This window comes from Sagittula sp. S175 (assembly GCF_049800975.1).
Classification (GTDB): Bacteria; Pseudomonadota; Alphaproteobacteria; order Rhodobacterales; family Rhodobacteraceae; genus Sagittula.
The window spans coordinates 100,135-113,252 of record NZ_JBNAGB010000004.1 but is presented as its reverse complement, the minus strand read 5'-3'; the positions used below and the strand labels follow the sequence as shown (position 1 = coordinate 113,252).

Here is a 13,118-nt window from a genome sequence, read left to right as displayed (position 1 = left end):
AAAGGCGAAACCTATAGCTCCGCCACCCCTCGCGCCCGCCTGCGACGCAGCAAGATCAAGTCCTTCAGACGCCCTTTCAGCCCAGGCTCGGGCAGCACCTCGCGGTCCATCTCGAACACCGAACCGCTCAGCGACACGTCCCGAGACAGCGCCAGCCGCGCGCCCCACTCCGCCGCGACTTCCGGCGCGAGGCCGTCGGCGATGCCCATCCCTGTCGCCAGCATTCCCGGCATCCAGTCCGAAACCACGATCCCCGGAAATCTGTCGCCCAAATCCGCCAACAGCGCGCGCGTGAACACCCGCGCAGCGCCTTTGGACACGGAATAGGCCGACGCCGTCGGCAAGGGCGCGATATCGGCAAAGGTCGCGACGTTCAAAACCCGCCCACGCCCCGCCGCCACCATGTCATCCAGCGCCGCCCGCGTGCAGTTCACCACGCCGCCAAGGTTCACCCCGACGGTCTGCGCGAAACTCTCCCCCGTCTCTGACAGGATGTCGCGATGCGAGTAGACGGCGGCGTTGTTCACCAGCACCGCCACCGGACCATGCGCCGCGCGGACCTCGGCGAAACAGGCCTGCACAGCGGCCCAATCCGCCACGTCCACCACCATCGGCACGAACCCAGCCAGCCCCACGCCCGTCTCCTGCAAGGCGCCCAGACGCCGCCCAAGCCCCACCACCGTGAAGCCCTCCCGCGTGATGACCCGCGCCAGGGCCCGGCCCAAACCGGACCCCGCTCCGGTCACGACGACCACGCCATCCGACGGTGAAACCCTCATGCCATCCCCTCCGCAACCCGCAGCGCCCAGGCGGCGATGGTCAGGCTGGGGTTCACCCCCATCGACGTCGGCATGAAGGACGCATCCGCCACCCAAAGATTCTCCACCCCATGCGCCCGCCCGTCGGGGCGCAGCACCGACCGCGCCGTATCATCCCCGAAGCGCAACGTCCCGCAGGGATGCCCCCAGTTCAGCTCGGGCACGACTCCCAGGAACATCCGCCGCCCCGGCATCGCGCGCCTTATCGCCCGGCGAAAGGCCCTGCGCCGCGCCTTCAGCTCGTCATGCAGGGTGTAATGCACCACGCCGTCCGCGCCGACGCGGTTCTCGGCATAGGGCAGGTCCTCCATGAGGCCCACGAAGATCTGCGCCGATCCTAATATCCGCGCCGCCATGGCCGCCGGCAGCCGCGTCAGGGGCGCCAGCCGCGACAGCCCACGCCCCGCCAGCATCCGGTTAAGGTAGAACACGATCTCTCCGTAAGACGCGCGGATGCCCATGGCCTGCACGGTCCCCAGCCGCGCGCCGTCGCGGTGGTAGAGGTCGCGCAGCGAAATCGCCTTGGTCGCCGGACCATCGACACCGGGCCAGAGCGCGAACATCTCGTTCACATGAAACATCAGGTTCCGCCCCACCAGACCCGAGCCATTGGCCACCCCATCCGCCCAGCCCTCGCAGGCCGAGCGCAGCAGCACCCGAGGCGACCCCAGCGCCCCCGCAGCCAGCACGTAACGCTTCGCCCGGAATACCCGGACCAAGCCGCCGACCCGCACCTCGACCGCGGCGACCCGCGCGCCGTCCATGACCAGCCGCGTGACCTCGGCCCCGGTGAGTAGCTCCGCCCGACCCGTCACCAAGGCCGGTTCCACCCCGGCAGATCGCCCGTCCATCTTACAGGCCTTGGGGCACTTGCGCCCAAGGCACATGCCGCAGCCCGCGACCCGCTCCACCCCGGTATGCGCGTGGTAGGGATGCAGCCCCGCCGCGCGGAAGCGGGCCATCAGCGCCGCCTCGACCTCCGTCAGCGCGGGCGGATCGCGCAGGGGCAAGGGCGCCTCGGCGGACAGCGGATCAGGCGTGCCATAGACACGGAAGCGCCGCGCGGCCTCGGCATAGTAAGGCGCGAAAGCATCGAACCCCAGCGCCCAGCCGCCCGTGGGATGCGGGCGGCCCGGGACGTCGTCCAGATCATGCCGCTCGGGCCGTTCCAGCGTAGCCGCGTAGAACACCGAACTGCCCCCCGGACCTGCCCCCAAGGGCGGGTAGAAGGACTGGCGCACCCCGTCGACCTCGACGGTCAGGGGATCGGGCCACAGCCCACGCACGGCGCGCGCCTCGGGGACGAAGGTCTCGGACAGGCCGTTCTCGGCACTCCGCGCGTCCGCCAACCCCTTTTCCAGGAACAAGACCCGCTGCCCCGCCTCGGCCAGCCACCGCCCCAGCGTGCCGCCGCCGATGCCCGTGCCGATGACGATGGCGTCCCATTCGACGTCCGCGATGGTCATCCGTCCGACGCACCGGTCTGCGTGGCCTCCGGCACGGCTCCGAACACCGGGGCAAAGACCTCGCGCACCCGCAGGGCCGCGCGGTTCGTCACGTGGTTGTTGTCGAAATACTGCCCCACGCCGTCATGCACTGCGCCACAGTCCTCTCGTCCGCAGAAATACGGCCAGGGGTCCAGCCAGCGCACGCGGCCCGCCTGCACAAGGTCGCGCCACGGCGCCTCGGACCGCGCCGCACGGCTTATGAGGGCGTTGCGCGTCACCTCCGGTTCGATGGTCGCCCGCGCGGCCAGCGGCAACCCGCGATGCGCCGCCTCGCGGGCCGCGCGGCGGCTGTCGTACAGCGGCACCTCGGGCGGCTGGCGCAACACGTAGATGTTGGCGAAGTAGCGTTCAAATTGGGCAACCGTCGCCTCTGCCGCCTCGGTCATCACCTCGACCTGGGGTTCGCCCACCTTTTCCGGGCGGGCAGTGGGGAACAGCTTGATGGTGTTGCCCTCGTCCAGCCCGGTCCCACGCCCCTCGGCGTAATACCCCCAGCGGCCAATCAAGAGCACCGTGTCGATGCTGGTGAGCCTGCCAAAGCTCTGCTTGATCTGGACATTCGCCTGCCGGCAGTCGTTGTCCTGCGCAGGAGTCGCGGCGCTTTCGACCTTGCGCAGGTCAAACAGCGGCGCACAGCCCGCCCGCCAGAGGATGATCCCCGGCACCCCGGCCTCGTGCGCGGCCATGTCCAGCCCCTCCTTGAAGGCGCGGACGTGGCTGTCCCCCCAGACCAGCACGCGCGGCGCGCCTTCGGGCCCGATAGGACAGACCTCCAGCCCGTCCAGCGGCAGGGTGTCGGCGATGTAGCAGCGGCTGAAATCCTGCAGGAAATCCGCCGAGGCGTCGATGTGGACCCGTGCCTCCGGCCCGAACCGCTGCGCCACGCCGTTGTTCACATACAGGTACGCACCCCCCGCCAGCGCCGCGCTCGAGGCGGCAAAGGTCCCCAGCACCACGGCCCAGCCCGGCAGGCGCGCCCGCCGCACCGGCTGCTCGACAAAACGCCATGACAGATAGGCCAGACCCACCGACAGGGCCATCCACACGACAGCCTCGGCCGGATAGGCGTAGCCGTCGCGCAGGTAGGTGGACAGCGTGTAAACCGGCCAGTGCCAGAGGTAGAGCGAGTAGGAAATCAGCCCGAAGAACCGCATCGCGGGCAGGGTCAGCAGGCGGTTCACCGTTCCGGTGTTGTTGGCATTGGCCAGAAGCAGCGCCGTGCCCAGCACCGGAATGATGGCCAGCAGGCCCGGAAACAGCGGCCCCGCCGGGATCGCCAGCACAGAGGCCAGCACGAGCCCGAGGCCGAGCCATGTGAGCGGTTTCCAACCGCGCCAGTCCGTGCCACGCGACAGCCCCCAGATTGCCAGCAGCACGCCGGTCAACAACTCCCACGCGCGGAAGGGGAACAGGTAAAAGGTGCTTGACGGGTGTGTCGGCGTGAACCAGACGCAGGCTGCCAGCGAGGCGGCCCAGGTCAGTACCAGCGCCCAGATCACCGCGCGGCGGGACCGCGAAAGCGCGACGATCAGCAGCGGCAAGAAGATGTAGAACTGTTCCTCGACCGCCAGCGACCAGGTGTGCAGCAGCGGCTTGTCATGGGCGGCCACGTCGAAATAGCCGGTCTGCTTCCAGAACAGCACGTTGGACAGGTAGACCGTGGCAGCGATCGCACTTTTGCCAAACTCGCGGAATTCGAAGGGCAGCAGCAGCACCCAGCCCAGCGCGCCGGTGACCGCCAGCATGGCAAAGAATGCAGGCGCAAGGCGTCGGAAGCGCCGCACGTAGAAGGCACCCAGCCGAATGCTGCCCCACTCGGTGTATTCACGCCAAAGGATGCCCCCGATCAGAAACCCAGAGATGACAAAGAAAACGTCCACGCCTGTGAACCCGCCGCGCAGCGGAATGCCGAAGTGGTACAGGACAACGGACAGCACCGCGATCGCCCGCAGCCCGTCTATGTCGCCCCTGTAGGCCAGAGGGTGGCCCTGCTGTGTCATGCCTGCCTTGTCATGCCTTCCGGATTCTCCGGTCGCGTGTGGCCCGATGCGTTTCCTTCAGAAACACCCGGACCGGTTGCCTTGGCGTGAAGAATACCGCATTTCGGGGCAGGAATATGGCGTATCGAGGGGCCATGGCGGACATTGATGAAAAAAGCGGCATTTCGGCCAGTATCCCGGACTGGTCGCGGGAGCGCATTACCCACTTCTGGGACCCAGGGAAAAAGCTGCTCCGCGCCATCCGCCGCTACCAGCACTGGCGCGGACGCGGGCCGCTGGGGCGGGTGGTGTCGAAATACTGGGTTCTGAACCACTGGTTCTGGTCCCTTATGACCCAGTCCGAACTGCACCTGACGACCGAGATCGGCGGCGGCCTGCGCCTGACCCATCCCACGGGCATCATTGTTCACCCCGAGGCACGGATCGGCCCGAACTGCATGATCTTTCACCAGGTGACCCTTGCCGGGCCGGTCATTTTGGGCGGACATGTCGACATTGGTGCGGGAGCAAAACTGATCGGCCCACTGACCGTGGGAGATCACGCGGTGATCGGTGCAAATGCAGTGGTGACGCGGGACGTCCCTTCGGGTGCAACGTTTGCTGGTGTCCCTGCACGCCTGATCTCCGAAATCTAAAGAGGCGTTCTTTCCCCTTTCGAAGAACGCGGTCGTCCGAGGTTAACGCAACTCGATAGTGATGCGTTCGGAATTGCCCGCGGCATCAATGACACTGAGAGTCGTAAAACCGGGACCCACGACCGGGGCGAGGATCTGTGGCCGATAGAGCCCGCTTGCGACCACCGCACCGTCTGCGAGCAGCGTGTAAGGGGGTGTACCGCCCCTCAGCTTCAAAGGAACGCCGGAGGGCATTGCCGACAAGGTTGCGCCGTCTGGCGGGAAGGTCAGTTGAAATGTGGATGTTTGCGGACGCGGGCCGAAACGTTGCAGATTGGCGGGCAACTTGGCGTTTGTCGAGATGAGTGTCTCGGGTGGTGGTGGCCGCAGGGGCTCTGGCCTGGACCGGGCGCGGCCAAGCGCTTCGAACAGGACTGGCGCGGCAAGTCCGGCGCCAAACGCGCCCGGCACGGGCGTACCATCGGGGCGGCCTATCCAGACGCCAATCACAAATTGCCCATCCCAGCCCAAAGCCCACGCATCGCGATGCCCATAAGAGGTTCCGGTCTTCCATGCGATATGTCCGGCAGGTCCGGCCGCAGGCGGAGGGGTAATATCGGCAAGGATGTGGCCGATCTGCCAGGCGGAAGCGCGGGAGATCAAAGTTTGTTGCAGGTTTTCGGTAGAGGACGACGATTTCAGCCAATGCAGCGGGCGCGAGATGCCCTCGTTGGCGAGTCCTGCATACAGTTGGGTCATTTCCTCAAGTGTCAGGCCAACCCCGCCCAAGGCCAGCGCCAAACCGGGCGTCCCGCCCTGAAGCTCCGGCTTTAAATTGGCAGAACGCAGAGCAGCCATGAGGTGTGCGGGCCCCAGCGCTTCGGTCAGGCGGACGACTGGAACGTTCAGCGACAATTGAAGCGCGCGGCGTACAGTCAGTTCCCCCCGGTATTCACCATCAAAGTTTTTGGGCGCATAGGATCCGAAGTACACCGGAGTATCGAGGATTAATGTCTCTGGATGCGCCAGGCCGCGGTCGAAAGCGAGGCCGTAAACCAGCGGTTTCAGCGTCGATCCGGGAGAGCGCTTGGCTTGTGTCATGTCCACGAAGCCTTGATTTTCAGTGCTGGAATAGTTGGGCGATCCTACAGAAGCGAGGATCTCCCCACTCTGATGATCCGCCAGCGTGATCGCCAACGACAGGCGCGGATCCAGCCGCGCGGCATGGGTGCGGGCGAGCTGTTCCAGCGAGCGTTGCAGCGTCGCATCCAGCGTCAGGTCGTGCCGCCCCGAGCTGTTTCCGGGCCCAAGCGCCACGGCGCGGTCGGCCATGTGCTGCGCAAGCTGCGGCATCGGGTGCCTGCCCTCAGGCGAAGGGTCCAGCGCGTCGGACTGCGCGGCGGCCAGCGGGATGACCCCAGCCTCAGCCATGCGCAGCATGACACGGTTGCGGGCCTCCCGCGCGGCCTCTGGGTTGCGGTCGGGGCGGCGGCTTTCAGGGGCTTGTGGCAGGGCGACCAGCAGGGCGGCTTCGGCGGGGGTCAGGCGGCGCGGCTCCTTGCCCAGCCAGATCAAGGACGCCGCGCGGACGCCTTCTACATTGCCGCCATAGGGCGCGAGCAGGCTGTAAAGCGCCAGTATCTCCCCCTTCGACAAGCGGCGTTCCAGCGCCAGAGCAAGCCGCATCTGCCGCAACTTGCCCTGCCATTGCCCCGTGGTGCCACGTTCCAGCAGGCGCGCCACCTGCATGGTCAACGTGGACGCGCCCGAGACGATGCGCCCATGACGCACCCCCTGCGCCCCCGCGCGCAGGGTGGCGATGGGGTCGATCCCGGCGTGGTCGTAAAATCTTTTATCCTCGTAGGCGATGAGCATCCGGTAGAATAGCGGGTCCACTTGGTCCGAGGTCACCGCCATGCGCCACAACCCGTCCTCGATGACATAGGCGCGCAGCAACTCACCGTTGCGGTCACGCACCTCCGGGGCGGTGGCATGGACCAGCACCGGCAGGTCGGTGGCCTCGATCCATGCGTTCAGCCGATCATTCGCGTAGGCCAAGACCCAGAGCACGCAGACCAGTGCCAGAAGCCTACGCATCCACCCAATCCCAAAGCCCCGGGTAGCGCGTGACAAAGCCGTCTTCGTTCACTGCCAGGTGCGTCTCGTAGTCGGACTCCAGCGCCGTGTAGCGCACGTAGTTGCCGCGTTCCCGCGTGTAGCTTTGCGTCAGTATCGAAAAGGTCGGTCCCGGCAGGCGCACCCAGGCAGATGTCGTCTCCAGCCGCCCGACCTGCGGCAGGCGACGCAGCGGCATCAGGTTCGTCGCGGGGGTAAAGGCCAGGTCGATGTCCTCGGCGTCCTGCAATTCCGGCGCCGGGGAGCCGTTGAAGGTCCAGTCGCCGCGCGTGCGGGTGAACTTCCACGCAATCTGTTCCTCGGCATAGTCCCCGGTGATATCCGCCGAGGTCGTCCGCCAGTCTGGCCCGCAGCGCACCACGTAGTCCAGCGCCGCCCGTCCGGCCCCGTCGCGAAACCGCGCGTGTCCGATCAGGATATACCCGCCGTCCGCACGGGCGAGGCGGGACTTGTCCTCACCCTCCCGGTCGAGCGCGCGCCAGTGAGCCGTGGCGACGGTTTCCGTCATTCGCTTACCGTAACCGTCCCGGAGTCCGTGTTGGCACGGTAGTCGGGGCGATACATGTCCTCAACCAACGCAGCGGGGTGGTGGAACGTCCCTGGCGACACGGCGCGCAGGATATACGCCAGGCGGATCGGCTTGTCGTCGCGCTGGTTCACCGCGGCAAGGAAACGATCTGTGCGGAACTCCGAGAACTCGGTATCCGTGGTCTCCAGCCAGTCGAGGCCCGAGATATCGCCGGAGCGGATCAGAGAGGGGTTGTCTATCTCCAGCCCCGCCGGAAGCGGATCGTCGATCATCAGCCGCGCGCGGGTCTTGTCCGAGGGCTTCACCGTCAGCACTACCACCAGCCGGTCGCCGGTCTTGATATCCGTCACAGGCGACCCGTCGAGCGTGTAATAGGCGCGCTCCAAAGCGTAGCCATAGCCCCCCGCCTCGGTCGGTCCATCCGGCACGCCAAAGGTCGTCAGCGTGATATCCGTCGCGTTGTCGGACGTGTTCGTCAATGTCGTCGGCTCCAGCGTCAGCGCTTGCAAGCGGCGGACAAACGGCCCGGCCAGCGGCTCGCCGCCCAACGCGAGGCCCGACACGGTCGGGTCCTGCACCATGGCGTGCGCCGCCAGCAGCGACCACGCCTGTTCCTGAGTCGACAGCGGGCGGTCATAGTTGGCGATCCGCTGTGTCAGCATCCCGCGATCCACACGCTCTGACCGCGCTTCCACCGCCAACGACAGCACCCCCGCCGCATCGCGCAGACCCGTGCCATAGTCGTCGCGGTAGCGGCGTTCCAGGTCTACGGGCTGCCCCGCAATACGAGCAGCAGCGCGGAACAGCATGGCATCGGCGCGCGGCTGGTCGCCGTAGCTGGCCAGCGCCATCCCCAGCTGCGCCTGCGCCAGCGGCGTGCCAAAGGCCTCGGCCCGCTCGTCGGCATAGTAGCGCAGATCACCCATTGACGCTGCGCCTTCGCGGGCCAGCACCATCAGCGCATAGGCGATATCCTCGCCCCCCTCGTCAAAGTCGGCGGCATAGGCGATCTGGTTCTTCAGGTTGTCCAAGGCCGACTGGAACGCCCGATCCGGCACTGCATAGCCCGCCGCGCGGGCGCGGGACAGGAAGTCGGTGACATAGGCGTCCAGCCAGTTGTCACCTGAATACGCGCCCCACAGGCCAAAGCCGCCGTTGGAGGACTGCCGCGTCAGAACCTTGGTGATTGATTCGTTGATCCGCTGGTCGATTCGGTCCTTCGACCCCAGCCCCAGCGGCTCGGTGATCGAGGACATGTAGAGCAGCGGCAGCGCCTTGGACGTCACCTGCTCGGTGCAGCCGTAGGGGTACTGATCCAGCGAGGCCAGCAGCCCCGGCGCATCGAACCGCGCCAGCGGCCCGGCGGAAATCAACGCCGAGGCGGTCTCGGGCCGCAGGTTGGCAAATATCTCGCGATCCAGCGTAAAGGTCTGCCCCGCCGCCAGCTGGAACCGCCGCGTGTTGCCCACCGCCGGGTCATTGGCCCGCACGCCGATGGTCAGCTCCTTGGTCAGGCGCTGGCCGTCGGGCGTGGTCAGGGCGATGTTGATCTTGTGATCCCCCACCGTCAGCGCGCTGAGCGCGGTCGTCGTCTCGACCTTCGCGCCCTCGGCAATGTCGAAGCCCGACACGTATGGCCCCATCAACAGGCCCGCATCCGCCGTAATCTCCATCTCCATCGTGCCCGCCGCGCCCTTGGCATGGGTCAGTTCCAGCAGCAGCCGCGAGTCATCCCCCGGCGCCATGAACCGCGGCACCGCCGCCGAGATCACCACCGGGTCGGCGACGATTACGTCCTTTTCCGCCGCACCCACGCCCTTGGGCGACCAGGCCACGGACATCAGCCGCACCGTCCCGTTGAAATCCGGGATGTCAAAGGCCACGGTCGCCTTACCCCCCTGCACCTGTACGGGACCCGAGAAGAAGGCCACCAGCTCCTCGGTCGGGGCTGGGCCGGACATATCCATGCCTGCGGCCCCGTCACCGCCAGAGCGCACCGCACCCATGGCCCCGTCCATCCCGTTGATGAGCCGCCCGTAGATATCGCGGATTTCCACGCCCAGCCGACGCTGGCCAAAGTAATACCCTGCCGGGTGCGGCGTATCGAAGCCCGTCAGGTTTAGGATGCCCAGATCGACGGCCGCCACCGTGACATAAGCCGTCTCGCCATCCGCGAGGTTGGCAATGTCCACCGTCGCGGTCAGCGGGCTGCGCGGCTGGCTCTCGTCCGGCGTGTCGATGGACACCGCCAGCTTGCGGTCGCCGGGATCGACGGCGGCATGTGTCAGGCCCAGCGCGCGCGCCGGGTTCTGCCCGGCGGCCACGTCCATGGGCCGGATCACCTGCGCCGTGACGTAAACCCCTGCGCCCCAATCATCGGTGACGGGCAGGGACAGCACGTTCTCGCCTTCGCTCACCTCGACGGCCTGCATCGAGATCACCCGATCCGCCAGCACCGTCACCAGTGCCTTGCCCGCGTAACGCGGCACCATGCGCAGCGTCGCGGTTTCGCCCTGCGTATAGGCCTCCTTGTCCAGCGACAGTTCCAGCATGTCCGGCGTCTCGTCCGCCGTGACGGGCGCATACCAGCCCGCCGCGAAATCCATCGACGCGGCAAGGTAGGCGCCATCCTTGCGCTCCACCACGATCTCGTAGCGGCCCCAGTCCAGCGGCGCCTCCACCGTCAGGGGCTGGTCGCCAACGGACCCTTCGCCACGCGCCACGGTGGTGCGCGTCGTGATCGGCTCCCAGTACCAGGAGCCGTAGTTCTGATACCACTGGTACCGAGTGTTCACCCGGTTCACCGTCCAGACAACGTCCATCGCCGTGGGCGTCAGGTCCGGCCCCAGCGCGATCACCTGGAAGGAAGCGGTGGACTCCTCGGCAAAGGTCTCGGCGGCGGGCTTGATCCCGATCATCGGCGTCGGCGGCGCGACGTCGCGCGTCAGCTGCCGTTCCACCGGACGTCCGGACATCTCGGACAGGCGCAAGGTCACGCGCGCCTGCATCGGGCGGCCCAGCGGGTCCATGTCGGGCATCGGCAGGTCCAGCGCCGCGCGGCCCTCGGCATCGGTGCGCAGGTCGGCGGCAAAGCTTTCTGTCCGGTAATCCGCCTCGTCATCATGACGGCCAAAGCGGTAGCCGGGGAAGGCGTCGAGCGTGGTCCGCGTGGTCAGCCGCAATTCGCCCTCGATGGGCAGGTCCGCACCCTTGGCCCCGAACAGGTAGCGCGCCTCGACTCCCAGTTGCGGCGGCGACAGCGGGTTGATCGGCGCTTCGGGCAGGTCGAGCGTGAAATCGATCCGCTCCGGCACGAAATCCTCCACCAGGACCGAGGTCGAGGTCAGCGCCTCCCCCTTCGGATCGGCATAGACCGCCACGCGCCACGTCCCGCGCGGCACCGCAGGGGCCAGCGGCAGGGTAAAGACATGGCCACCCTGCATCCCGCCATCCGAGACATGGCGCGAATATTCCACCCCATCGGGGCGCGACAGCACGGCGGTCAGCGGCACATCGTTCAGCGCCATGGCCTGCGGGTCACGCAACAACGCCGTCAGATGGATGTTCTCGCCCGCGCGATAGGCGCCGCGATCAGTGGCCAGAAAGGCGTCGATCGGCCCGGCGGGGGCGCGTCCCTCGACACCACGATCCGACAGGTCGAACGCCGGATCGGTCAGTGACAGAAAGGCAAGGTCGGCCTCGCCCTGCTTTGCCATCAACAACGCCGGAGACGCCCCGTCCTTGCCGCGCAGCAGACCGGGCGCAAAGCGCGCCACGCCCTCGGCATCGGTGGTCGCCACCTCCAGCGGGCGGTTGGCTCGGGCCAGTAGCGTGACTTCCAGCCCGGCGATGGGCTGCGCCGACGACAGGTCGCGGGCAAAGACCGTCAGCCCGTCCGTCCCCTGCATCGTCGTCAAGCCGATGTCGGACAGCAGGAACCACTGCGTCGCCCGCGCCTCGCCGTTCAGATCATTCGCCGCCTGCGCCGTCAGCGCGTAGATGCCTGCGGGCAGGTCGCCCACCACATCGCCCATGGGCAGGCGCGTGGTCATGTCGGCGTTGATCTCGTTCTGCACCTCGCCTTTGCCGGTCCAGATTTCCTCGGCCAGTTCCGAGGCAAAGTAATCCTCGTCATACATGCCTAAGGGACGCCCAAAATAGTCATTCTGAATCGCGCGGATCAGGTTGCGGTCCGACACGCGACGCAGGGTCAGGTCGACCTCGGAGGTATTCACCGTCTGGATCGGCAGGCCCGCATCCGCTGCGCGCGGCAGCACGTAGGCGCGGCCCGGGAACGTCACCTGCGGCGAGCGGTCCCGTACGTAGGCAGTGATCGGCACGTCGCGCACCAGCTGCTCGCCATCCTTCGACGGCAGCCCCGCGCGGAAGGTGATCGTGTGACGCGAGCCATGTTCGACGCCCGACACGCAGATGCGGTAATCGTCGCTGGTCACCGCCAGACGGGGGTCCGACAGTTTGACGTAAGGGGTGTAATTCTGCCCGACCCGGATCAGCGGATCGTTGAACTCGGCACAGATGCGCGGGTCGGCGCTGTCGCTTTCGACCGTATGTTCGACGATGCGGAACCCGTATTTTCCGATGGCCTTGTCCAGCGCCTCGGTGATGTCGGCGCGGGCGACCAGCGTCTCGGCCTTGCGCAGCGCGGGGATGGTGTCGCGGCCGCGCCCGACCTCCTCCAGCGCTCGTGCCAGATCGACCAAGGCCGTCGCCTGCTGCGCCGCATCCTCGCTGCGCAGGTAGCCGTTGATTGCCGCCAGCCACGCGCGGCTGCGGTACTTGCGCTGGTCCGACGCATTCAGCTTTGCCGCGTAGTCCGCCGACCACTCGGCATATTGCAACCAATGCGCGGCGTCGTCGCTTTGCGCCACCGCAGCACCCGTCCAGTGGATCGCGTCCGCCATGTTGCCCGAGGCGCGCGCCTCCCGCGCCGCATCAAGCAGCGCCTCGACTGTCCACTCGCCGCCGCCGTGGCGAGTGCCCAGCGCCTCGGCCTCGTTCCGGGCCTGCGCGAAATCCGCCGGGCTGAGGAAGGTCAGGTCGCCAAACCGCTCCCCGGCCCGCGCCAGCACAGCCGGGTCCGCAGCGACCAACGTGCCTGACACCGCGCCGTCATAAGGCGTCTTGTCCGTCACGCCCGTCTTCGGGAAACAGCTGTTATTGCGCGAATTGAACGTAAACGCCCGGCATTGCGGATCGTTCAGGCAGGTCCGCTGGCAGGCATCCAGCGTCGTATCAAAGAGCGCTTGCAGGTCCGACCCGGCAAAATCCGTGTCCCGCGTGATGACAAATCGCTTCTCGGGCACGGCCTCCTGTGCCGAAACCGCGGACATGGCGAGCACACCCATGAACAGGGCGATTGCAAAGCGACGCATCAAAAGCTCCTTTCGGGTCAATACATTCACACTGGCATGCCTACCCCCCGCCGGGCAAGGATTCGCCGGGTGGGGAAACCCCTACTTCTGCGCGGCAAAACCCGCCCATCTGGCTGTTTC

The 13,118-nt window shown here is 67.1% G+C and carries 7 protein-coding genes; 1 reads left to right on the top strand and 6 read right to left on the bottom strand.

Going from position 1 to position 13,118, the window contains the following annotated elements; genetic code table 11:
* Positions 1-11: 11 nt before the first annotated feature.
* The 3 genes from ACP16H_RS06980 to ACP16H_RS06970 are packed head-to-tail and all read right to left on the bottom strand — an operon-like array spanning position 12 to position 4,326.
* Positions 12-779, bottom strand: coding sequence for an SDR family oxidoreductase (locus tag ACP16H_RS06980; RefSeq protein WP_425071547.1), 768 nt, complete (start codon positions 777-779; stop codon positions 12-14).
* Positions 776-2,284 carry a GMC oxidoreductase gene (locus ACP16H_RS06975; protein ID WP_425071546.1) on the bottom strand — a complete coding sequence of 503 codons (1,509 nt, stop codon included), beginning with the start codon at positions 2,282-2,284 and terminating at the stop codon, positions 776-778. Before ACP16H_RS06975 ends, ACP16H_RS06980 begins: the two co-directional genes overlap by 4 nt.
* Positions 2,281-4,326: an acyltransferase family protein gene (locus ACP16H_RS06970; protein ID WP_425071545.1), complete on the bottom strand. Its 2,046-nt coding sequence runs from the start codon at positions 4,324-4,326 to the stop codon at positions 2,281-2,283. Before ACP16H_RS06970 ends, ACP16H_RS06975 begins: the two co-directional genes overlap by 4 nt.
* Before the next feature lie 134 nt (positions 4,327-4,460).
* Between ACP16H_RS06970 and ACP16H_RS06965 the strand changes: the two genes are divergently transcribed.
* Positions 4,461-4,961, top strand: a complete 501-nt coding sequence (locus tag ACP16H_RS06965; protein WP_425071544.1) for a serine O-acetyltransferase — start codon at positions 4,461-4,463, stop codon at positions 4,959-4,961.
* A 42-nt stretch (positions 4,962-5,003) separates the two neighbouring features.
* Here the strand turns inward: ACP16H_RS06965 and pbpC are convergent, their stop codons facing one another.
* From pbpC to ACP16H_RS06950, 3 genes are read right to left on the bottom strand one after another with little or no spacing between them, the layout of a single operon-like run.
* Positions 5,004-7,037, bottom strand: a complete 2,034-nt coding sequence (gene pbpC, locus ACP16H_RS06960) for a penicillin-binding protein 1C (protein WP_425071543.1) — start codon at positions 7,035-7,037, stop codon at positions 5,004-5,006.
* A complete protein-coding gene (locus tag ACP16H_RS06955; protein WP_425071542.1) occupies positions 7,030-7,584 on the bottom strand; it encodes a putative glycolipid-binding domain-containing protein in 555 nt (184 codons plus the stop codon). The genes pbpC and ACP16H_RS06955 overlap by 8 nt, the downstream gene beginning before the upstream one ends.
* Entirely contained in the window at positions 7,581-12,998 is a 5,418-nt protein-coding gene (locus ACP16H_RS06950; protein ID WP_425071541.1) for an alpha-2-macroglobulin family protein, read from the bottom strand. The genes ACP16H_RS06955 and ACP16H_RS06950 overlap by 4 nt, the downstream gene beginning before the upstream one ends.
* Positions 12,999-13,118 lie beyond the last annotated feature (120 nt).

What these genes read in the sequence shown, in the direction of transcription:
- ACP16H_RS06950 (WP_425071541.1), bottom strand. Translation starts at nt 12,998, where the DNA reads ATGCGTCGCTTTGCAATCGCCCTGTTCATGGGTGTGCTCGCCATGTCC.
- ACP16H_RS06965 (WP_425071544.1), top strand. Translation starts at nt 4,461, where the DNA reads ATGGCGGACATTGATGAAAAAAGCGGCATTTCGGCCAGTATCCCGGAC.
- pbpC (WP_425071543.1), bottom strand. Translation starts at nt 7,037, where the DNA reads ATGCGTAGGCTTCTGGCACTGGTCTGCGTGCTCTGGGTCTTGGCCTAC.
- ACP16H_RS06975 (WP_425071546.1), bottom strand. Translation starts at nt 2,284, where the DNA reads ATGACCATCGCGGACGTCGAATGGGACGCCATCGTCATCGGCACGGGC.
- ACP16H_RS06955 (WP_425071542.1), bottom strand. Translation starts at nt 7,584, where the DNA reads ATGACGGAAACCGTCGCCACGGCTCACTGGCGCGCGCTCGACCGGGAG.
- ACP16H_RS06970 (WP_425071545.1), bottom strand. Translation starts at nt 4,326, where the DNA reads ATGACACAGCAGGGCCACCCTCTGGCCTACAGGGGCGACATAGACGGG.
- ACP16H_RS06980 (WP_425071547.1), bottom strand. Translation starts at nt 779, where the DNA reads ATGAGGGTTTCACCGTCGGATGGCGTGGTCGTCGTGACCGGAGCGGGG.